The organism is Opitutus sp. sgz309028, assembly GCF_059821195.1.
On the sequence record NZ_JCAMRR010000003.1, the window covers coordinates 247,391 to 269,221 of the forward strand.

General features: G+C 65.3%; 10 protein-coding genes and 1 pseudogene. 8 read left to right on the forward strand and 3 right to left on the reverse strand.

Annotated elements, in window-relative coordinates:
* Nucleotides 1-598 precede the first annotated feature (598 nt).
* Nucleotides 599-1,759: a serine hydrolase domain-containing protein gene (locus AC6RV7_RS12895; protein ID WP_500094406.1), complete on the reverse strand. Its 1,161-nt coding sequence runs from the start codon at nt 1,757-1,759 to the stop codon at nt 599-601.
* Between the two features lie 97 nt (nt 1,760-1,856).
* A complete protein-coding gene (locus AC6RV7_RS12900) occupies nt 1,857-6,992 on the reverse strand; it encodes an immunoglobulin domain-containing protein (RefSeq protein WP_500094407.1) in 5,136 nt (1,711 codons plus the stop codon).
* 556 nt (nt 6,993-7,548) lie between these two features.
* On the opposite strand from AC6RV7_RS12900, the gene AC6RV7_RS12905 reads away from it, so the two are divergent.
* From AC6RV7_RS12905 to AC6RV7_RS12915, 3 genes and pseudogenes are all read left to right on the forward strand, one after another.
* The gene (locus AC6RV7_RS12905; protein WP_500094408.1) at nt 7,549-10,593 is read left to right on the forward strand and encodes an ATP-binding protein; all 3,045 of its coding nucleotides are present in this window, start codon (nt 7,549-7,551) and stop codon (nt 10,591-10,593) included.
* A 51-nt stretch (nt 10,594-10,644) separates the two neighbouring features.
* Nucleotides 10,645-11,286 carry a LuxR C-terminal-related transcriptional regulator gene (locus AC6RV7_RS12910; protein WP_500094409.1) on the forward strand — a complete coding sequence of 214 codons (642 nt, stop codon included), beginning with the start codon at nt 10,645-10,647 and terminating at the stop codon, nt 11,284-11,286.
* Nucleotides 11,287-11,432: 146 nt separating this feature from the next.
* Nucleotides 11,433-14,960 (forward strand): annotated as a pseudogene (locus tag AC6RV7_RS12915) (cadherin-like beta sandwich domain-containing protein); the annotation flags it as partial.
* A 900-nt stretch (nt 14,961-15,860) separates the two neighbouring features.
* Here AC6RV7_RS12915 and AC6RV7_RS12920 read toward each other — a convergent pair.
* Nucleotides 15,861-16,883 (reverse strand): aldo/keto reductase, encoded by a 1,023-nt coding sequence (locus tag AC6RV7_RS12920; RefSeq protein WP_500094410.1) that lies wholly within the window; start codon nt 16,881-16,883, stop codon nt 15,861-15,863.
* A 725-nt stretch (nt 16,884-17,608) separates the two neighbouring features.
* On the opposite strand from AC6RV7_RS12920, the gene AC6RV7_RS12925 reads away from it, so the two are divergent.
* From AC6RV7_RS12925 to AC6RV7_RS12945, 5 genes are all read left to right on the forward strand, one after another.
* Nucleotides 17,609-18,130, forward strand: a complete 522-nt coding sequence (locus AC6RV7_RS12925) for a hypothetical protein (protein ID WP_500094411.1) — start codon at nt 17,609-17,611, stop codon at nt 18,128-18,130.
* A 378-nt stretch (nt 18,131-18,508) separates the two neighbouring features.
* Nucleotides 18,509-19,225, forward strand: a complete 717-nt coding sequence (locus tag AC6RV7_RS12930) for a metallophosphoesterase family protein (protein ID WP_500094412.1) — start codon at nt 18,509-18,511, stop codon at nt 19,223-19,225.
* Between the two features lie 49 nt (nt 19,226-19,274).
* Nucleotides 19,275-19,715, forward strand: coding sequence for a GreA/GreB family elongation factor (locus AC6RV7_RS12935; protein ID WP_500094413.1), 441 nt, complete (start codon nt 19,275-19,277; stop codon nt 19,713-19,715).
* Nucleotides 19,716-19,747: 32 nt separating this feature from the next.
* Nucleotides 19,748-21,193 (forward strand): saccharopine dehydrogenase C-terminal domain-containing protein, encoded by a 1,446-nt coding sequence (locus AC6RV7_RS12940; RefSeq protein ID WP_500094414.1) that lies wholly within the window; start codon nt 19,748-19,750, stop codon nt 21,191-21,193.
* 134 nt (nt 21,194-21,327) lie between these two features.
* The gene (locus tag AC6RV7_RS12945; RefSeq protein WP_500094415.1) at nt 21,328-21,804 is read left to right on the forward strand and encodes a PAS domain-containing protein; all 477 of its coding nucleotides are present in this window, start codon (nt 21,328-21,330) and stop codon (nt 21,802-21,804) included.
* The last annotated feature ends 27 nt before the right edge of the window (nt 21,805-21,831 follow it).

A 21,831-nucleotide genomic window follows, 5' to 3' on the forward strand; every position in this document is an offset into this window, starting at 1 on the left:
ACTACCGGCTAGTAACGATAGTTCCCCCTACCGCCCACGGGCTGATCCAACCTCACCATCCCGCCTTTTCTCGAATCGTGTGCGGCCGAAAAGTACGACGAGGGCGGCACGTGAATGCACTCGCGGATTTCCCATGCCCGGCCCGCTGTGCCGCCTTAATCCTCCCAACTCACGCAGGTTTAAACGCGTTTGGATTGTTCACGGAGTCTGTGGCAGGAGCCGATATTGAGCACGAGCGCGCGGGCAGTTTCCGGCGTAGTGACGTTTAGGATACCGAAGACTACGTTCTGGGCCTTGAGTGTGCCCACGGGAAAGTGGACCACCCAACGTCGCGCCTGCACTCAGTTGAAGAACCCATTGAGGTTTTCGAGATAGATGTTCCAGGTTTTCGGCGCGAGCCTGCGGCACAACCGCTCCAGAAACGTCGCTAACATTTAAAAATGCTGGTGGTTGACCTCGAAGATCTACTATTCCGAAGCGGATCATCTATTCTTTCGGGACCTCGGTGCTCGACGTGGTGCCTAAGGACGATCCGGTCGGGGCCACTCCATGAAGGTCGACCATCGGAGCTGGTCGAAGTGCGTTGGCGAGGTGTACGTTAAGGTGAACGATTACAGGAGAAGAGTTGCTGCACAAATCTGCTTTCAGAGGTGAATGCTGCCCTTGAGTGTGCGCGAACGAGGGTTTGAGTCCCTTCCTGAGCACCAAACTCTCCGGCGAAGCCCTGGTTGGGCCGCAGGTGAACGGGGGGCAGCGGCCCCAAGCGGGCGCCGGCTTGTTTCAGGATCGCTTTTACCACCTCACCGTTCGCGTTTCGAACAAACGTAGCCTCAGCTCCCGCTCCGGGCACCCAAAAGGTGCGGTCGGTGCGCGGAAAAATTTCGGTTTTCGGCCGCCCGGAGATTTCCATGTAAACATGCCGCTCGCGCCGGCTGACGACGAGAAACAGGCCACCACCCATGTCGTAGCGGCCGGTGACGACCTCCAGGACGTATCCGGAATTACCATATAGATACTTTGTGCCGGGCGGGAAATCCGCGGCGTCGTTTCGAAAAGATTCAATCAACGCATCGAGCGTGATGCCTGTCGTCACGTTGCTCGCGAACCCCGGCTTCGCGGTGTAGTTGTGAATGCCGGATGTGTGGCTCAGCAAATGATAGAGCGTGATGGCATCGCCTCCCGGCCAGTCGGGAAAATATCGGCTCAGGCGATCCGCCACGTGGAGTTTCTCCTGTTCCTGGAGTTTCAATATTGCGGCGGCCGTGAACTCCTTGCTGATCGATCCAACTCTGAACCGCGTGTCCGGCAAAATGGGTTCATGGCGCTCGAGACTGGCAGCGCCATATCCTTTTTCGAACAGCACTTTCCCGTCGCGCGCGACCAGCACCATCGCGCCGGGGGTGGTTTCGGTGAGCTTGTCGAACAGGGGATCAATCTGCGACGCAAGTGTGGCGTCTCCCGCGTATGCGAGCATGAGCGACGTGCAGGCGCACAGGCTTATCGCCACGGACAGCATCTGCAGTGACCGGACGAAGACGGTAGTCAGCGGGAAAGTGGCTGAACCGAAGCACATGCGCATGGCCGAGAGCTGACCCAGTGGCTTTGTGCGGGCAACCGTGGAATGGCCATCCGGCGGGAGGCCCTCAGCGACAAAGTGCGCGCCGCCGGCCGCTCCCCTCTGAGCGTCCGACGGAGTAATGGTGACCAGGTGATCGTCACAGGCCCGCCAGGCCTCAGCGAAATTTTCCGAGGAGAACATCGCCTATTACAGCAGGCCCGCCGACGTGGATGTATGCGGCACAAAAGCTCGGCCCGGCGATGTCTGAGTGAGCCGTTGTGCCTGTTCCCGGCCGAGATCACGGATTCACTACGAGAAGGTCATTCACGCTCCGCTTTCCGGTCGCGAGCAGTCCGACGATCGGCCGAGCCGAAAGCACATTGCCATGCGAATCCCCTCCGGCCGTCGATCGCAGTGTCGTCAAACCTTCGACCTGCACCGGCAAGTTATTGGTCTGAAGCAGATCGCCGCCCGTAATGCGCGCATCCTGGACCGATCCGACTACAATCATGGCGGTCGCGGAGCCGGAACCGCGGATGTTGCCGATGAAGAGGGGGCCGTCAATGACCACGCCGGGTGCATACACCCCCGTGATGCCACGGGACGCCGAGTAGAAGGCATTCGACGTTCTGATCCCGCCGAAGTGACCGTCCGCGCTAGAAATCGCAATGAACGCGATATCCGCTTTGCCATCGTAACGAGTCTGGCTGCGTCCCTCGAATAGCGAACTGCCATTGCGGGCTGGATCGTTGTCAGGACCCGGCGATTGGAGGATGTCGAACGCCCCGGTGGGATCGACCGCGGTTGCGCGCCCAACGGTGAACACGGACACGTGAGTCTGTCCGGTCGCACCGGTGATCACAATTCCGGCATGACCTTTCATGTACTTGATCGGTTGAGTGTAGTTCACCGGCGTCGCCGGAGCGGAAGCGTTCGCAAGGACGAGCGAGAGTGTGCCGGGGCCGCTGAACTCGACCTGCACGATGTCGTCGTTGTCGTCGATAAAGGAGGTGCGGGTGACGCGTCCAGGTGAGGCGGTGATGGCCTCGGCCACTCCGGTGAGCAGCACCTGGTCAAAGCGCCTCCCATTTGGGTGAAGGATGTCAGTACCGAGCACCGTCCCAGAACCGGCGACCTTGTCCGTCGTCGACACGCCGACGATCGAAGGTCCTGAGTCGATCGTGCCGGCGGCGTTCGTGGCAACCGCCGTGTAAATACCCGCATTTGAGGGCTGAATGTCCGGCAACGAGAGTTGCGGTCGGGTGCCTTGGACAAGCGCGGCGCCGTTGTGGTGCCATTGGATCGACGGGGCGGGAGTTCCGAGGACGCTCACGCTCAGATCGGCGCGGGAGCCGATCACGTTTGTCTCGGATGCCGTTACCTCTGCGATCACTGGAGCCAGGCGGGGCGGTGTTGCCGGCGCGCCCACGCGCACGGTACGGTTGCCGGAGTCGGTGAAATAGACCGTGCCGGACTGCGTGACCGCGATGCCGGTCGGAAGGTTGAGCCGCGCGGCAACACCCAGCGCATCGACCGAGCCGCTGCTGCCGCTCTCACCCGCTCCGAGGCCATTGAAACCCGCGTATCCGGCCAAGGTGGTCACCACGCCGGAGGGCTGGATTAACCGCAACAGGCTGTTGCCGCGGTCGGCCACGTACAAGTTGCCGTAGTCGTCGACCGCGACGCCAGCGGGCGTATTGAAGCGCGCCCGTCCGCCACCCCCGTCGGCTGAACCCCAGGCGGTCGTCGGGCTGCCATCGCCCCCCCACAGTCCGACTTTCCCGGCAATTGTGGACACGATTCCATCTGGGGTGATTTTGCGGATCGCGTTGTTCATCGTATCCGCGACGAACACGTTCCCGTGTGCGTCGACGGCCACGCCACTGGGCCAGTTAAAGCGCGCGGCCGAGCCCACGCCATCGGCGCTCCCATGGGTCCTCGCCAATCCGGCCAAGGTGGTGACCTTCCCCTCGGGCGAGATTCTGCGGATGGTGTGGTTGCCCTGATCGGCGACATACACGAATCCGGCCCGGTCCACGGCGATGCCGGTCGGCCCGTAGAACTCCGCTTCGGCGCCCACGCCATCTGCGGACCCGCCGGGGTTCAGGCCCCCGATCTCCTCATTGGCGCTGCCCGGCTCGGCAAGAGCGAATGCCTTTCCTGCGAGAGTCGAGACCCAGCCGTCACGATCGATAATGCGGATCAGATTGTTCATGGTGTCGGCCACGTACACGTGCCCGCCGCGGTCCACGGCGACGCCGGCGGGCCAATAGAACCGCGCCATCTGCCGGGGCCCGTCGAAAGCGGCGACGGAGCCATCCGCAACCCCGGCGAACGTGCTGACCACGCCTGCGGGCGTGATCTGGCGAATCGTGTTGCTCTGCTGGTCGGCGACGTAAGCGTTTCCGGCGGCATCCAACGCGAGACCTCTGGGGTGTTGAAACTGGGCATCGGCGCCGGCTCCGTCCGCCGTCCCCATGCTGGCTTTTCCGGCAAATGTCGTGACCACTCCGGCGGCCGTGACTTTGCGAATCGTGGCGTTGCCTGTATCCGCGACGAAGATGTCGCCGCTGGGCGCGACGACGAGATTCGTGGGATGATTGAACAATGCGTTCGGGCCGGTACCGTCGACGCTGCCGGACATTGAATATCCCCTCGAGAGAACGGCGCCGGCGACGTAGCTTACGGTCCCGTCGGCCGCGATGACGCGAATGCGATCAGCACCGCTATCCGCGACGTACACTCGACCCTGTCCGTCGGCGGCGACGCCCGCCGCATACCAAAACCGTGCGTTTGCTCCCTGGCCGTTCGCCAGGCCAGCGCTGCCGGCGAGTCCCGCGAGCGTCGTCACGATGCCGGACGGGGTAATCTTGCGGATGGTGCAGTTCGACCGGTCGGCCACGTAGAGCGTTCCGTCAGCTTCCGCCGACACCGAAGACGGGGAGTCGAATCGTGCGGCCGCGCCAACCCCGTCCATCGAACCGCGCTGGCCGGCCTGACCGGCAATCACCGCGACGGTGCCGTCTGGCGCGATCCGGCTGACGGTGCAGCTCTGGTTGTCGACGACGTAGAGATTTCCCGCGCGATCCAGCGCCAGACTGTCTGTACTGCGGAACGCTCCCGTCAGCCCGGGCAGGGTGCTCACCTGGCCGTCAGGCGCGATTTTACGGACTGTGTTCCAGTCCGCTATATATACATTGAAGTCGGGGTCGACGACGATTCCGCGAACAAAGCCGAGCCGCGCCTTCTGGCGGTCCGCGTCAATATAGTCAGGCTGTCCAGGAGTTCCGGCGATCGTGGTGACCGCGCCGTCCGGAGTGATCTTGCGAACGACATGGTTTGCCGAATCGGCAACGTAGATGTTTCCAAGGCGGTCAGCCGCGATTCCGAGAGGCTCGCGGAAGCGAGCCAGAGTTCCGGCGCCGTCGGCGAACCCCGGAGAAACGCCGGCGAGCGTCGTGATCGCAAGCGCTGTCGGAGTCTTGTGGGCCGGATCCGGCGCAATCGTAACTCGAGCCGCCTCGGTGGTGACTTCACCCGCATAGTTGCGGACCTTGGCCGTGTAGCTGCCGGAGTCCGCCTGCGCCGCGCGTTCGACGGTGAACGTCGCCGCGTTCGCATCGGGCACAGCGACGCCGTCCTGATACCACTGGATGAGGCAGTCTTCGGCGGACACTCCGATGGAGAGCGTGAACGGACTTCCCGCGACCACCGAGACGGGGGCAGGTTGTTTTGTGATCACGGGGAGGGCGGCGCTGCCGAGCTGTGAGGCAAGCGCGGTCACATCCGGCCGGCCCAGTCCGGTACAGAGATCGAATCCTGCCGAGGCGGTGAACAGTCCGTTGCTGCCCGACGTGATGTCGACGAACGCTCCGGATTGGGCGAGGGGATACAGACGCCGGCCCGCCAGTCCGAGGGGGAGTCGTCCGGCGTTTCTGAGCGATTGATTGATCAAGGCGCAGAACCCCGCCCAAACCGGTGCCGAAAGACTGGTTCCGCCGAGGCTCAGGGCCGTGCCGTTGAAGATGACGAAGGTGGATTCGGCCTGCGTCACTCCGTCTCCTTGCCGGGTGCCGGTTGCGGCTGCCACGGCCGCGACATCAGGCACATAGCGCATGGGTTCCGGCATCGTCGGCACGCCCGCGACGCTGCCTACCGTTTGCCAGCTCGGGCGCGCAAACACCCGGCTCACGCCGCCTCCGGAAAGCGGCCAGCCCGTTTCGCTGGCCAGCATGCCATCCTGATTCAAACGGACAACCGTGCCTCCGACGGCGAGCACGCTGGGATCGCTGGCCGGGTAACTGACGTTTGCCTGGTTCCCGGGGTGGTAGGCGTTCGTTCCATCGGTGCTCGGATTTGATCCGCCATCTCCTGAGGCCACGACTACCGTGATCCCGCGGGATGCGAGCAGGAGGTAAAGCTGCGAGCTGGCCTGCAGCGTCGCGTCGCCCCACAACGTCTCAGGGTTACCGAAGCTCAGGGACACTTGCCGGATCGATTCGTCCTCAAGCTGATCGTTCAGGATCCGAACGCACGCGGCATAAATATCAGCGGACGCAAGGGAAGGCGGCGTATACAGGCGAAGGGCGGCTCCGGGGGCCACGGCGCCGGCCCACGCGACGTCGAGGGTAGCCTCCACGGCATTGGCGTTGTTCGGACTCTTGTCCGCGGGGCCGCCGTTCACGGGAACAACGGTGTACGCTGCCTGATTGCGCTTCGTCCCGCAGATTGCCCAGAACTGCGAGAGGTCGGTGATCTGCGGCACGGCATCAACGATGATGGCGATCGTTTCGCGTGCGCCATCGACGTTGGTGGGGACATTGTAGGCAGCGGCGATGTCGTCCGGGGCAATGAACCCTGGGTTGTTCGGGACCGCGTGGAACAGAGACAGCAGCGGCGCTTGGGAGCGGACGGACAGCGTCTTTGCCCGGAGATGGGGCTGCAGCCCATCGACGCTGAGAATCTCCGCAAGGGGAAGTCCCTCCGCCGTGGGCAACGAAGGCGTGCTTAGGCTCGAAGTGAACTCGCCTTCGGCGGTGGCGAGCCGGACCAAGGGCGCTTTGAAAGCGCGGGCGACGCGAACAGCCGGAGCGTTGGCGATGATCACCGTGCGATAGGAGTCCACCGAGGCTGGAGCGATTCCTTCGCGCTCGAGCCAGTTCCGGACCGACTGGTAATCTGCCGTAAGGGGGAGGTATTTGGCCTCCAGTTCAGCATGGGAAAGGATTTCACCGGCGGCCACGCGCGCTCGAAGTTCCGGGACATTTCGCAGGCGGAGAGAAACGGCTATCCGCATCTCGGCGGCGCTCTCGGCCTGCGTCAGCGTCTCGCGGAAGACCGATGCCGACCAACGTGTCGGCTCGGCCGTGCCGCTGGCGATGGATTGGCGGCTTTCGGGCGGAGGGGTGCTGGCCGAGGCCAGTCGTACGGCCATGGCCACAACACCGAAACTTCGAGCAATAGTCTGCAATAAGGCTAAACCCGGCGACCGTACTGGACTGGAACGCATAAGCTGGAGATGAGTTGCAAAAGGGAGATGCATTATGCCGTAAAATGGCGATTACAATCTCGGCACCCCTTGCCGGAGGTAGCGCGTTCTTTGCAATATGGGTAACCTTGCTGCGGCGGGGCGGCGGCACCAATCGAGAAGGGGCAAGCATGGGATAGTGCAGGGCCGCGATGCCGAATGCGCTGGGCGAAATGCGGCAAAAGACGCCATCAGCAGCGGGTGCTGTCGCCACTTTGCCGATACGTGCCGGGATGTGGCATAACCCAAGAATTTGCTTCTGTCGGCGGGCGGAAACGCGCTCAGATTACCGCGCTGCGAGCCGACGATTCGTGCCATCACGTCGTGATCGCGGCGCCACGATGCCGTCGAACTCACCACCGCCTTTAGCCGCCGGGAATACAGCGCCGGGCTTGAAACCTCGGCGCGACGCGCCGCTGGTCTGGTTTTTCAGGGCAATCGCCTGAGAGCGGCGAAGGGCGTCATGCTGCGCGCTGTTCTCGTCGGACTTCTGGTCGCGAGCGGTTCGTTCGCCCGGGCCTGGGTGTCGCCGCGGTATTCCGGTCTGCCGGTGTCGCAGGTGTTCACCGAACGCGAGATTCCCGGCAGCCCGCAGACCCGCAGCGTGCTCGCGCATCCGAACGGACTCATCTACATCGCGAACACGTCGGGGATCGTCGAATACGACGGCGCGTCCTGGCGGCGGATCGCCGGCACGGACGGCCTGATCGTGCACCAGGTCGCGGCCGATTCCGCGGGACGTATCTGGTATTCGGCGACAGGTGAGTTCGGTCTGCTGGCGCCCGATGCGCACGGCATGTTGCAAGCGCAGCCACTGCAGGAGCGACTGCCGGTGGAGGACCGTCGGGTGGGGCATGTCCTGCGGATGCTGGTGCACGAGGATCGGGCTTATTTCGTCACGCAAGGGAAGAAAGGTTTCATCGCGCGCGCGGATCGCCACGGCGAGGTGCGGCAGATCGCCCCGCCGAACGGCGAACGTCCGGTGCAGTTGTTCGTTCGCGCCGGCGTCGTGCACGTGATCACGGCGGTCGCGGCCTATCGTATCGAGGGCGACGAGTGCGTGCCCGCGCCTGAGGCGGCGTTGTTGGCGAGCCTGGAGGTGCAGTCGGTGTGGGCGCGCGACCGCACGTCGGAGTGGGTGGTGAGCGCCGCAGGGCTGCGCCGCTGGCATGGCGGCGAGGCGCCGCTGGTTTCCGACGAGGTGGCGAAGCTGCTGGGCAACGATCGCGTGAGCTGCGGTTGTCCACTGGGCGATGGCACGTTCGCACTCGGCACCGAAGGCCATGGTGTGTTGATCGTCGACGCGGAATCCGGACGGGTGCTGGCGCGCTACGATGACGACGGTGGTTTGGGCGCCGTGAGCAGCAACATCGTGGCGATGACGTCGGACGCGCAGGGCGGTCTGTGGCTCGCGCGGTTTGCCGGCGTCACGCGGATCCAGATCCGCTCGCCCGTCGCCCTGCATCACGGTCGGGACGGCGGTGTCCGCGGCCGCGTGCAAGGGATGGGTTTTCATCGGGGGCGTCTGCATGTGGCGACCACTCACGGCGTGTTCGTGCGCGATCCGGTGGCGGGCCGCTTCGTGCCGATGGCGGACGTGCCGGGAGATTCCTGGGTGCTGTTGCCGGTCCACGACGGGTTGATCGTCGGCGGACTCGATTTGCGGCTGATCCGGGATGACGGCTCGGTGGAAATCATCGAGCCGCAGCGGCTGCTGTTCCGGTCGGCCGTGCGCTTGCGGCGCGATCCGGACCGCCTCGTCGCTTGCACCGGGCCGGGCCTCGTGCGCATCTACCGGCGGGAGGCGGGAACGTGGCGTTTCGAGGCCGAACTGCCGAAGGTCCGCGCCTCGCTGTATCCATTGATCGAGGACGACGAAGGATGGTTGTGGGCGACGCGCAACCGGCTCGAAGTGGTCCGGCTCGACTGGCGCCAGGGCGTGCGGGTCGACGCCGAACTCGAGTCCGTCGGGCCGGCGCGCGGACTGCCGGTGTCGACCGACGGCCGGGAGCGGATCTGGATCTTCTTGCTCGACGGTCGCGTGGAGGCGACGAATTCGAACGGATTGTGGCGGCACGATCCGGCGAGCGACCGGTTCGAGGCGGAAACGCGGATCGCGGGACTTGATCTCCGACGCTGGGCGCGGGCGTTTCCGTTGCGCGACGGTTCGCTCTGGATGGCGAATTCCACGCCGGACAATTCGCCCGCGATCGCGCGTCGGACCGGACCACAGACCTGGAAAATCGAGCCGTTGCCGTATTCCGGCATCGAGGCGATCCGGCCGCTGGAAGTGTGCGACGATCCCGACGCGCGCACGATCTGGCTGGGTTATCTGGGGCTCGCATCGTTCGATCGCGAGTGGTCCGGCGCGGCGCCGGTTTCGCCGGAAGTGCGCGTGCGCCGGGTGATCGGGCCGCAGCAAAAGGTGCTATGGGACGGCGCGGGCACGCCGTTTGCGACACCGCTGGAGCCGGAGCTGAACTCGCTGCGTTTCGAATTCGCTGCGTTGGTGTTGCAGCCCGATGCCTTCGCGTCGGTAAAAACCGAATACCGTTCGCGGCTGGTCGGTTTCAGCCGGGATTGGTCCACGTGGGATGCAGCCGCGCATCAGGAGTATCTCAAGCTACCGCCGGGAGCCTACACATTTGAAGTGCAGGCCCGCACGGCGGGTGGGCGCATCGGGACGGTGGCGCAGTTCGGGTTCCGGCTGCTGCCGCCGTGGTGGCGGACCTGGTGGTGTGTGTCGCTGGCTGTGCTGGCGGCGATCGGCGCGATCGCGGCGGTGACGCGCTGGTTGGCGCAGCGGGCATTGCGGCGGCGGCTGGTGTGGCTGGAGACGGAGTCGGCGGTGGAGCGGGAGCGGCTGCGATTGGCGCGGGATCTGCACGACGAGGTGGGCTCGGGCCTCGGTCGCGTGATCCTGTTCGCCGGGGAGGCGGATCGGTTGAAGGACGATTCCGTGCGACTGTCGGCGGCGCTCGGCCGCCTGCGGACGACGGCGCAGGAACTCGTGCAGCACGCGCGCGAGATTGTCTGGGCGGTGACGCCGCAGAACGACCGCGTCGCGAGCCTGATCGAGCGGCTGGGCGACCATGCGGAGGAGGTGCTGCGCGCGGCGGGCGTCGCGTGCCAGCTCGATCTCGACCCGGACCCGCCGCCGCTGGCGCTCAGTTCGGAGGCACGGCACAGCCTGTTTCTGGCGGTGAAGGAGGCGTTGCATAACAGCTTGAAATATTCGCGGGCGACGGAGGTTCGTCTCGAGGTGCGTGTGACCGACGGCTGGCTCACGATCGGGTTGACGGACAACGGCTGCGGTTTTGCGCCCGGCGAGCGTCGCGGTTCGGGTCACGGCTTGAGGAACATCGCCGCGCGCGCGGAGGCGCTGGGTGGCCGAGCGGAGGTGGAGAGCGCGGCCGGAAAGGGAACGAAGGTCACCTTGCGCGTGCCGGTTTCGGGGAACGGGTTGAGCAAGGATAGGGCGGGCCCCAAACCGGGCACGGAGGGCTAGGGTCACAACTTTCGCCGTGAGTTTCGCGCGTATCGTGATTTTTTCGCCGGCGTGACGACGGTCGCCTTGATTGAAGATGACGCCGGTTATCGCGCCGGTCTCGAACGTATGCTCGCGGCCAGCGGCCGGTTTCGGCTCAGCGGCGCATTTGGCAGCGCCGAGGAGGCGCTCGCGGGCATTCCGCGCGAGCCGCCGACGGTGGTTCTCTGCGACATCAATCTTCCCGGCCAGCCGGGCCCGGTGGCGGTGCGGCGGTTGCGCTTGTTGTATCCGGAAACGCGATGCGTGATGCTGACGATTTTCGAGGATGCCGAAAACCTCTTCGCCGCGTTGCAGGCGGGGGCGTCCGGCTACCTGCTGAAGAGCGCGTCGCCGGCGGAGATCCTCGTGGGGCTCGACGAACTGCTCGCCGGTGGCGCGCCGATGTCGCGGCCGATTGCGCGACGCGTGCTGGCTTCGTTTGCCCAACCGGTCGAAGCCGCGCCGCCGGTGGGTGACCGCGCGACGGCGGACGTCACCCCTCGCGAACGCGAGATCCTCGATCACCTCGCGCGCGGTCTGGCCTACAAGGAGATCGCGGGAAAACTCGGGATCAGTCCGGCGACCGTGAAAAATCACCTCGCGCGCATTTATGAGAAACTGGAAGTGCGTTCGCGCACGGAAGCGGCGGTGAAGTGGTTGGGGCGGCGTTGATTCGGTTTCAATCGGTGAGGGATACCCGCCGCGGAGCGGCGCGGTGCGACGTCTTTGGAGATGGGGCCGAACGGCCTATAGGAATTTGTTGGGGAGCTCTGGCATTCTAGGGGTTTCACACCAGTTCGAGATCCAGCTTCCGTCCCATGAGTCTACATTTCACGTGCGCCGCGGCATTGCGCGCGGCTGTTGCGGTTCTATTGCGTTCGCCGTTCCGGTTCCCGGCCCGCCTCGCGCAAGTCGGCGTTTCCACGGCGCTCGCCGTAACGCTGTTCTGTCATGAGGTGCAGGCGGCGCAGCCCCCGGCGCCGACAGTGACGGGAGTTTCACCCGCGAGCGGACCGACGGACGGCGGCACGATGGTGACGCTCACCGGAACGGACTTTACGACCGCGCACGCGGTGTTTTTTGGCGCGAGCGCCGCCGGGGGGTGGGTCGTCAACAGCAACACGCAGATCACGGCCTATTCGCCGGCGGGCTCGGCGGGAGTGGTAAATATCACGGTCACCACGCCGAGTGGGACGAGCGCGACGAGTGCGGCGAACCAGTTCACCTACGTGCCTGCGGCCGATCTCGCGATGACGTTGACCGACGCCCCGGATCCGGTGCAGGCCGGCGACAATCTCACCTACACGCTCACGATCACGAACAACGGGCCCGACGCCGCCGTTGAGCCGGCATTTTCGGATGTGCTCCCCACGGCGCTGACCTTCGTGTCGCTCACCAGTCCCGAAGGATGGAACGCCACGACGCCGGCGGTCGGAGCGAATGGCACGATCAACGCCTCGGCTGCGACGCTAGCGTCCGGCGCGAGCGCTGTCTTCACGCTGGTCGTCGCAGTCGACACGACGACGAGCGACGACACCACGCTGACCAACACTGCCACGGGGAGCGCGACCACCGGAGATCCAACGCTGGCGAACAACAGCGCCACCGCGACCACCTCCGTGACCGCGAACGCGGACCTCGCGGTGACGGTCACCGCGGCGTCGAGCGGAAGCGTGCCCGCCGGCGAGGTTGCCACCTACAACATCACCGTCACGAACAACGGACCGCAGCGGGCGTCGACCGTCGTGGTTTATGCCAAGCTCTCCGGGCGCGTGACCTTCGCATCGGCGGCGCCCGATGCAGACGCCACCGACGCCGGCTGGACGCTTTTCAACTCACCCGGCGTCGGCACCCAGGACAATATTTTCTTCGTTGGCCCGGAGCTGGCTAGCGGTGCCTCAGCGACGGTGGTTCTGGACGGCACGATTGATCCGACCGCAGCCCAAGGGGCCGGCGCCGGGGTGTGGGTGGTCACGACCTCGTCGGTGCCCGATCCCGATTCGAGCGACAACGAATTCACGCTCAACCTGCTCGTGGGACCGGCGCTGGACGCCGCGACGGCGACGGTACTCACGAACGTCGGCGCCGGCACACGGGTGTCGGGAAATCTTTATCCGGCGGGGCATGTCGACGCGTATTCGTTTTTTGCGCACGCCGGCGATCGCGTCTACGCGGCCACCGCCACCACCTCGAGCTCCGACGCCACGAACGCCAGCCGCGACACGGTCCTGCACCTCGCGCGCAGCGATGGACTCGTGCTTGAGCTCGACGATGACGACGGCGGCCTGAGTTCCACCTCGTCGAGCATCGCCGGCCTGCGCATCCCGGCGGACGGCACATATTACGTGACGGTGGAATGCCGGCGTCCGGAGGCGGTCGTGTTTCCTTACGATTTGTATGTTCGCGTCCAATCCGGATCGCCGGAAACCGAAACGGACGATAGCGGAACGGGCCAGGCGTTGTCTACGGCAGGGTGGGTCGCCGGCGCGACGAGCGACGGCACCGAAGTGGACCGTTATGCGATAACTCTCGCGGCGGGCCAGACGCTCTTCGCAAGTCTCGATCTCGATCCCGAACGTGACGACACGGGCTGGAATGCGAAGCTGACGCTCAGGCCTATCGGTGGCGATCTAACGCAGTCGTTCGAGATGAACGGCAGCGACAACGTCAGCAACACGCCGCCCAGCTCGGAAGCGATGATGTTCACCGTGAAGGACGCCGGTGAGTATGCACTGGAAATCAGCTCCGCCGACGGATCGTTCGGCAATTATCACCTGAGCGCGACCGTGCTGGCTGCGCCGGTCGAGACCACGCACACCTTCACCGCGCTGAACTCGGACACGGGCGAAATCCCGGATGGCGGTGAACTCACGTCCACGCTGACGATCCCGACGAGTCTGCCGATCGGCCGCTTGAAGGTCGCGCTCCAGATCACCCACGACAATCTTTCCGCGCTCGATCTCCACCTGACTTCGCCGAGCGGCAACAAGGTGGGACTGCTCCGCGACGTCGGCGGCAACGGCAATGTCCTCGATGTGATTCTCGACGACACCGCCGCGTATGCGCTGGGTTTCGATCAAATCGATCCGGATACGCCGCTGCTGACTACCCGGGGCGCGGTGTTCAAGTCAGGCCGCAATTACCGGCTCGGCTGGTTTGCGGGTCAGGACGCGCAGGGCGTGTGGACGCTGACGATTCGCGATCGCAACGCCGATTCGGTCACGGGCGTGTTGGAGGGGTGGAGCTTGATCGTCGTCGATCAGGATCCCGCCCTCACCGGCGTGCGCACGGTTCATCTGAATGCGGATTTCGAAGCGAACGACGGCGGGTTCACGTCCAGCGGCACCGCCGACACCTGGGCCCACGGCGCTCCCGCGGCCGCACCGATCGCGTCCGCGCACAGCGGCACGAAGGCGTGGAAAACCAATCTCGCCGGCGACTACGCGACGGGTAGCAGCCAGGATCTCGTTTCCCCGGAGGTCGATCTCACCGAAGTATCCCTCGGCAATTCGATCGAGCTGTCGTGGGCGATGAGTTATCAACTCGCCGACGCGAGCACGGTGAACGCCTACATCGCCGTCGAGGAAGTTGGTGGCGACGGTCGCCGCCAGGAGGTCTGGCGGTGGCTCGGACCCACGATGCATGACGACGGGGTCGGCGCCGGTGCGCTCACGATCGCGGAGGCCGCGGGCTGGGGCATGCATCGCGTCCTCATCAGCGATTTCGCAGGGAAGACGATCCGCTTGCGCGTCCATCTCGAGAGTGACGATGCCGAGGCGCTCGCCGGCCTGGCGATCGACGATGTGTCGGTGAGCTCGTATCGCGCGCGGTCGACGGACGCCACGTTGTCGAACCTCGTGCTGAGCACCGGCACGCTGTCGCCGACATTTGCCAGCGGGACGACGAGTTACACGGCGAGCGTCGGGAATGCGGTGTCGAGCATCAGGGTCACTCCGACGGCATCCGACGCGCACGCCACCCTCCAGGTGAATGGCGCGACGGTCATTTCGGGCAATCCGAGCAATTCGCTCGCGCTCAACGTTGGCTCCAACTCGTTGTCGGTGGACGTGACGGCGGAAGATGGCACGACGACGCGCACCTATTCGGTGAGCGTCACGCGCGCCGCGCCGTCGGGCGGTGGATCGAGCCCGACGCCGCCGGTGATCACGCAGCAGCCGCAGGACGTCGTCGCCGAGCCGGGTAAAGGCGCGAGCTTCGTGGTCCGGGCGTCCGGCTCGGGTCTGCGCTATCAATGGCAACGGAACGGCATCGACCTCTCCGGCGCGACGGGCGGCACGCTGGCGCTGACCAATGTGCAGCCCGCGGACGTCGGCTACTACAGCGTGATGGTGAGCAACACGGCGGGCGCGGTGGCGAGTCGTTCCGCCTTGCTGCAGCTGACATTCTCCGAACAGAAGACCGGCAGCAGCGAACAGGTGGGCGCCGACATCCAGCACCCGAACGGTCACATCTACGATCAGTTCCTGATGACCGGAATCTCGACGAGCGTGAAGGCGCAGCCCGGAAAAATCGTGCGCACCTCGTTCATCGATCTCGACGACGACATCGTGCAGGTCGAGTTCTCCGGTGCGGGGACGCTGACGATCCGTCTCGAAGCTGGGAGCGTTCCGGCGGCCCCGGTCAACTACGTGCAGCCGGGCGTAAACTACGTGAAAGGACACGCCACGATCGAGATCACGGAGGCGGACGAAAGCTCGTATCTGACGATCTTCAGCGTCGGCAAAATCACGGCTTTGAACCAGACGCTGTTCCGTGACGACGCGATTTACGACGGCGTGGCCGATGTCGCACTCGTCACGATCCACAGCCGCAACGGCAAGTTCGCCGAGTTGCGGACGGGCAACGCCCACTATTTCGCGGGAAGCGGACTGACCGGCGTCTACGCGCCGGGCGTGGCCTTCAACAAGGTGTTCATCGGCGACGTCACCGGCGATGACGACGCCATCGCCGTAATCCTCACGGGCGCCGTGGCGGACGCGCGGATCACGGGCGGGAGCCTGGAGCAGCTCAATGGCGGTTCGGTCGAGGTCGGCGAGATCGATCGCCTGCAATTCACCGACGGCATGACGTCCCACGGCGCGACGCTGCCGGCGCAGTCGAATCGGGCGAAGCTTGTGCGCGGCGGAGTCGACGTCAGCGCCGAGCTCGTGCGTTGAACGGGCCGTCGTCTGCGGCGATCGCGCGCCGATGAGGTGCGCGATCGCGTTCACATTCGTGCTGCCCGGCTAGTTTGCCAGCACTTCGCTGGCGAACGCAGGAGCCTGGCTGCGCGCCCCAGGCACGATGATTTCTTCCGCGGTGGTGGCATCGGACAACTCCACCATATCGTCGGGCGAAAGTCTGAGCGAGCAGGCGACCGCCAGTTCTTTCAGCTCCTGCGGCGAGCGGACTCCGATCATCGCCGAGGACACGGTGGGATTGTGGAGCACCCAAGCCAGGGCGACCTGGGCGGCCGAGGCCCCGTGGCGGCTGGCGACGTTCTCGACCGCGGATCGCGCCGCATCGCCGTAGGCATTGTCAAAACGGCGAGCAAAGCGACGGCGAAGATCGATGAACCGGTCCGGTGCGTGGCTGCTTTGCGCCAGGAATCCGCGCGCGAGCGGGGACATGGCGATGAAGCCGAGCAACTGTTCCTCGCACAGCGACATTTTCTCGGGTTCGTAGCGGGCGCGCGTCATGAGCGAGTATTCGGCCTGCAGGACCTCCATGCGGCTTTGGTTGCGACGAAACGCGCGGCCGATCAGGTCGACGACGCGCCAGGAAGGGAAATTCGACACGCCGATGTAGCGCACGAAGCACTGCCGCACGGCAGCGTCGAATGCTTCGAGCAGCTGTGAAGCGGGCAGGAGCGCGTCGTTCCACTCGATGACGAGAAGATCGAGATAGTCGGTGTTCAGGCGACGCATCGATTCCAGCGTCCGCTGGCAGACAAGCTCGGCGAGATTTGTCCTGGCCCCGGGCTCGGGTCGCACACTCAGCCGGGTGCCGAGCACCAGATCGCCGCGGGGAATCGACCGCGACGTCCGCCATCGGCCGATGATTTCCTCGGTGACGTTCGTCGAGGCGGAAGGGAGGGTGAACGTGGGCGCGATCGCGGCGCCCTGGAGAAAATTGCCGCCGGCGGCGCGAAACGCGTCGAGGATGGCGAACGACGAAGCTTCGTCGGTTTTCCAGCCGAAGTTCAGCGTGCCGAGGCAGAGTTCGGAGATCTTGAGGCCGGTGCGGCCGAGGGTGCGATGTTCGATCATGTCGAGGAAGGAGGCGGACGTTGGGTGGGCATGAGGAAAAATGGAGGGCAGGGCGGACGGCCTGCAGCGGGAACGAGGTGCGCGGCGGGCGCGCGATCCGAAACGGTGGATCCCCTGGTCGGAGAGGGAATCCCGGGGAAAGAGTGCGCCTACGGCGCACGGGGTATTCGAGGCGGCCGGCCGGTGCGAGCGGGTGCGAGCCCGGCCGAAGGCAAGGCTCGTCAGCTCACCGCGCCGGCGTTCGCCGGACAGATGCGGCCGCTGGGGTAGCGGAATTCGAGTTGTATATAACCGAACGGCATGGTCTCGCGCGCACCAACGGCCGCGGCGCGACCTTTGTCAAGGATTATGTTGATTTATATATTGACAACGCTTCCAGCCCGCACACGGGTGCGCGACGTGATTCGCCTTTCTATAAATATTTCTCCGGTGCTCGCGTTTCCGCCCGGCGGGTGGCGCGAGGCCTTGCGGATCTTCCTGGTGGTCGTGGGCGGCTGAGCCTCGTCCGGCCGCCCCGACCGCGGTTTCCCCCGGCCACCTGCGCGGTCTGTTTTCCGGCAGGTAGGCTGTTTTCCCCTATCGATTCAGGATTCTCTGCGGACCCCGCAGGAGAGGCCTGGCTGTGGATCGTGGCACCGCGTGTGACCTGACTTCCGGGTCCCGCGTGGCTCCGATCCGTCCCCTCATCCATCACCTCGTGCGCGGCGCCACGCCGTATTCTTGTCATGACCCCATCCGTCTCTCCCGTTTTTCAACTCGTCACCAACGACGCCACCGAGCTGTTGCGCCGCGATGTGTCGCTGCCCGCGGGCGCGCTGCGCTACACGCATCCGGGCCTGCGCGGTCTGTTCGGCGGCATCTGGCGCAGCGGTCGCATTTACCACGTTGCCGGAGCCGGCTGCTGCTTCGGGCCGGAGATCTTTTATTCTTTCGGCGCCGACGAGCGCGAGGCGCAGGAGGCCTACGGTCGTGAGCGCGCGGTCGTGATGGCGGAGGAAGCCGACGCGGCGCGGCGGGCGTTCGCGTTTGCGACGCCGCTGGCCGAATCTTTCGGCGGTCAGGCCGACCTTCGCCTCGTGCGCCGGGTGGGCGATCGCCACGTCGTGCATCTTTTTCTTCCCGCCGCGGCCGTGATGGCGCGCTTCCGACCGCATGAATGGTTCGCATTCTGGAAGGAGCAGGACGCTCTTTTTCGGTCGCAGCCGAAGGCGGTTGCACCTTCCGAAAAGGACGAATGCGCGGCCTGACGTGGAGCGTGCCCGTTAGCGGCGCCTTTGCCGTTGACAATACTTTTTTTCGTTCCACTTCTCGTCATCGAGTGAACCCCAACACGCCACAGAAATATATTTTCTGCGCTCGTCTGCAAACGACGGGTCGCGTGGCGTTATATATCTTCCCGGGGGAACCCGGGACTGCGAACTAGGGTCGCGCCGGTTTAGACCGCGCGGATCAGACCCAAAGCGCGGCCCCGGGAAATAGATAAACTCGTGCAGCAGCGGCGCTGCGTCCGGAGGACGCGTGCGCGCGCTCGATTCCGTCCGCGCTTCGCGCGGCTGTTCCGTTCAACCGCATCCTTCACGCGCAGCGTCACGCTGCATCGTGTCTCTTCTGTCCGGAGGTCTGCCATGACGATTCTCCACGTCGCCGATTTTCATTTCAATCAACGCTGGTTCGAGTGGCTGCGCCACTCGGCGCCGTCCCATCACCTGCTCGTCATGTCGGGCGACTTGCTCGACCAGTCGAGCGCCGTGCCGCGCCGCACGCAGGTCGAGTGGCTCTCGGCCTGGTTTGCCGACTATACCGGCGCCGCCTGCGTGTGCAGCGGGGCTCACGATATGGAGTGGGATCGCGAGACGGAGCGCTGGCGGCCGGCGTATTGGCTGCGCGAGATCGCGTCGGACACCGTCTGGACCGACGGCCAGCTCGCCGTGTTCGACGGTCAGATCGTCGCCAATATCGGCTCCGCTACCTGGCCCAAGGGACGTGCGGCCGATCTCTGGGTCGTGCACGCCCCGCCCGCCGGAACGGCGGTCGCGCGGCGGGCGAGCGGACGCGACGGCGGTGACCTCGATCTGGCGGCGGCGCTCAAGGAGCACGCGCCGCGGATCGTCTTCTCCGGGCAGGTGCACGAACCGCGGAACTGGTTCGATCGCATCGGCGAGAGTCTGGTGCTCAACCCCGGCCGCGACGAACGCGCGCCGTTTCCCAATCACATCGTGGTCGAGACCGATCCGCTGACCTGCGTCCACGTCTCCTCCGCCCTCGGCGTTCGCTGGCTCGAAGCTCCCGCGATCGATGCGGAGGCGGAGACGGCGATGGCCGCTGCGACTGTCGTGGCCTGAGCCGCGCCGCCTGGAATCACTGCAACCCAAAACTGAAATATAGAATAATATGAACGACCGTCCCTTATACATGACCACCGACGACTACGCGAAACTGCGTCTGATCGTTGATTCGCTCGGCCTGTCGGCCCGCACGGGCACGCTGCAGAAACTGCGGGCGGAGCTCGATCGCGCGGTGGTGCTCGATCCCAAAGCGGTGCCGGCGAACGTCGTGACGATGAATTCGCGCGTGGAGATCGAGGACCTCGCAACCGGCGAGGTGGAGGAATATACGCTGACCTTCCCGGAGCGCGCGAATGTCGAGCAGCGCATGTTGTCCGTGCTGGCGCCGATCGGCACCGCGATTCTCGGCTACACCGAGGGCGATCAGGTCGATTGGAACACGCCGGGCGGCGTGCGTCGGCTGCGGATCCGCCACGTCGCGCGGCCCAGCTTCGGCGGCCCGCCGGAGGGGCAGCCCGTGCAACTCTCGCTCAAGTCGCTGAGCTGAGCCTGCGGGCCAGCCACGTTCGTCCCATCGCAATGGAGTTCAAGAACCGCATCCTCATGATCGGCCACGGCATCGTCGCGCAAGCGCTGCTGCCGATGCTGGTGAGGCATCTCCACCTTTCGTGCTCGCAGATCGTCATCATCGACTTCGCCGATCGCGAGCCCGTCCTCGAGCCCTGGATCGCGCGCGGCGTGACGTTTCTGCAGGAGCGCGTGACGCCGCTCAGCCTCACGCGGCTGCTGTCGGCGCATGCCCGAGGCGGCGATCTCATCATCGACCTGGCGTGGAGCGTGGACTTCTTCGACATCATCCGGTGGGCGCACGATCACGAGGTGCTTTATGTGAACGCGTCGCTCGAGTCGTGGGATCCGTCTGCGGAGATGGGACGCAAGCCGACCCTCGAGAAGTCGCTCTACAACCGTTACGCCCGGCTGCTGCCGCTGATCGCGCAGTGGCGCGACGGCGCCACCGCGGTCGTCGACCACGGCTCGAATCCGGGCTTGGTCTCGCATTTCGTGAAACACGGCCTGCTCGATATCGGGGCGGCGTTGTTGCGGGAGAAACGTCTGCCCGCGGTCCGCAAGCGCCGCCTGGAGCTGCTGCTGCAGGAGCAGCTGTTTCCGGAACTCGCGCAGGAGCTGGGCGTGCGCGTGATCCATTGCAGCGAGTGGGACACGCAGCGCGCGGACAAAGCCAAGTCGCCCGACGAATTCGTTTCGACCTGGAGTCCCGAGGGCATGTGGGAGGAGTCGATTTCGCCCTGCGAAATCGGCTGGGGCACGCACGAAAAGTGGATTCCGCCGCTGGCGTCGCTGCCGGAGCACGGGCCGCGCAATCAGATCGTGCTGCCGCAGATGGGGCTCAACACCTGGATCCGATCGTGGGTCCCGCATCACGAGATCGTGGGCATGGTCGTCACGCACGGCGAATCCTTCGGGCTTTCGCATGCGCTGACGGTGAGGGAAAACGACCGGCCGGTTTACCGGCCGACCGTTCACTACGCCTACACGCCGTGCAACGACTCGCTCGTTTCGCTGCACGAGCTGCGCGCGCGCAACTACGAGCTCCATCCGAAACGCCGCATCCTGGCCAACGAGATCGTCTCCGGCTCCGATCTCGTGGGCGCGCTGATCATGGGACACGGTTTCCGCTCCTGGTGGACCGGCAGCATCCTGTCGATCGAGGAGGCGCGGGAGCGCGTCCCGGGGGTGAATGCGACGGCCGTGCAGGTCGCGGCCGGAGTGCTCGCCGCGGTCGTGTGGGCGGTCCGTCATCCGCGGGCGGGCATCTGTCTGCCGGAGGACCTGCCCCACGAGGCGATCCTCGAAACCGCCCGGCCTTATCTCGGCACGATCGTTTCGATGCGGTCGGACTGGAGTCCGCTCGGCCGCGAACGCGTCTACTTCGAGGAAAAGGCGGAGCCGCAGGTCGATCGCTCCGATCCGTGGCAGTTTCGAAACTTCCTCTTTCGCCCATGAGCGCGGAACCGACCGGAACCGCGTCCCAACCTGTAACCAATAAACGGAGACACCATGAAAGCTTTGATTGTCATCTCCCCGGCAAGCTCCACTTCCGCCGGCCTTCTGCGCCGGTGCCAAAGGAGGAACCGCCCATGATCGCGACCAGCCTGTTGCGCGTGCCGATCCACGGCCGCGTCGACCCGCGCGAACTTCCGGCGATGTGGGAGCGTCTCGTTGCCGTCATCGGCGGCTGCGTTTACCGCCGGAAGCCGGATGCGCAGTGGACGATGGAACTGATGAGCGATGCCGTGCGCGACCTCACCGGCTACGATCCGCACCGCTTCATTCACAACGCCAGTCTCGCCTTCGCGAATCTGATCGCGCCGGACGACCGCGCGCGGGTGGAGGACGCGGTCGCGGCCGCGGTGAGGGAGCGCCGTCGCGCGACCTTGCATTACCGTCTGCGCACCGCCTACCGGCGGCTGCTGCCGATCGAGGATCGCCTGGTCCCGGTTTACGACGCGCAGGGCAGGGTGGTCGCGATCGAAGGTATCTTCGACCTCGCGACGTTCGGCCCCGGCCAGCGGCGCGGTCCGGCGGAAAACGCAGTCGCTGTCCCCGCTGCCTAGATGGCTGCCATCGCAACTCCAACTCGT

Coding starts and splice junctions, on each gene's coding strand:
- AC6RV7_RS12930 (WP_500094412.1), top strand. CDS start 18,509: ATGACGATTCTCCACGTCGCCGATTTTCATTTCAATCAACGCTGGTTC.
- AC6RV7_RS12940 (WP_500094414.1), top strand. CDS start 19,748: ATGGAGTTCAAGAACCGCATCCTCATGATCGGCCACGGCATCGTCGCG.
- AC6RV7_RS12895 (WP_500094406.1), bottom strand. CDS start 1,759: ATGTTCTCCTCGGAAAATTTCGCTGAGGCCTGGCGGGCCTGTGACGAT.
- AC6RV7_RS12905 (WP_500094408.1), top strand. CDS start 7,549: ATGCTGCGCGCTGTTCTCGTCGGACTTCTGGTCGCGAGCGGTTCGTTC.
- AC6RV7_RS12925 (WP_500094411.1), top strand. CDS start 17,609: ATGACCCCATCCGTCTCTCCCGTTTTTCAACTCGTCACCAACGACGCC.
- AC6RV7_RS12920 (WP_500094410.1), bottom strand. CDS start 16,883: ATGATCGAACATCGCACCCTCGGCCGCACCGGCCTCAAGATCTCCGAA.
- AC6RV7_RS12900 (WP_500094407.1), bottom strand. CDS start 6,992: ATGGCCGTACGACTGGCCTCGGCCAGCACCCCTCCGCCCGAAAGCCGC.
- AC6RV7_RS12945 (WP_500094415.1), top strand. CDS start 21,328: ATGATCGCGACCAGCCTGTTGCGCGTGCCGATCCACGGCCGCGTCGAC.
- AC6RV7_RS12935 (WP_500094413.1), top strand. CDS start 19,275: ATGAACGACCGTCCCTTATACATGACCACCGACGACTACGCGAAACTG.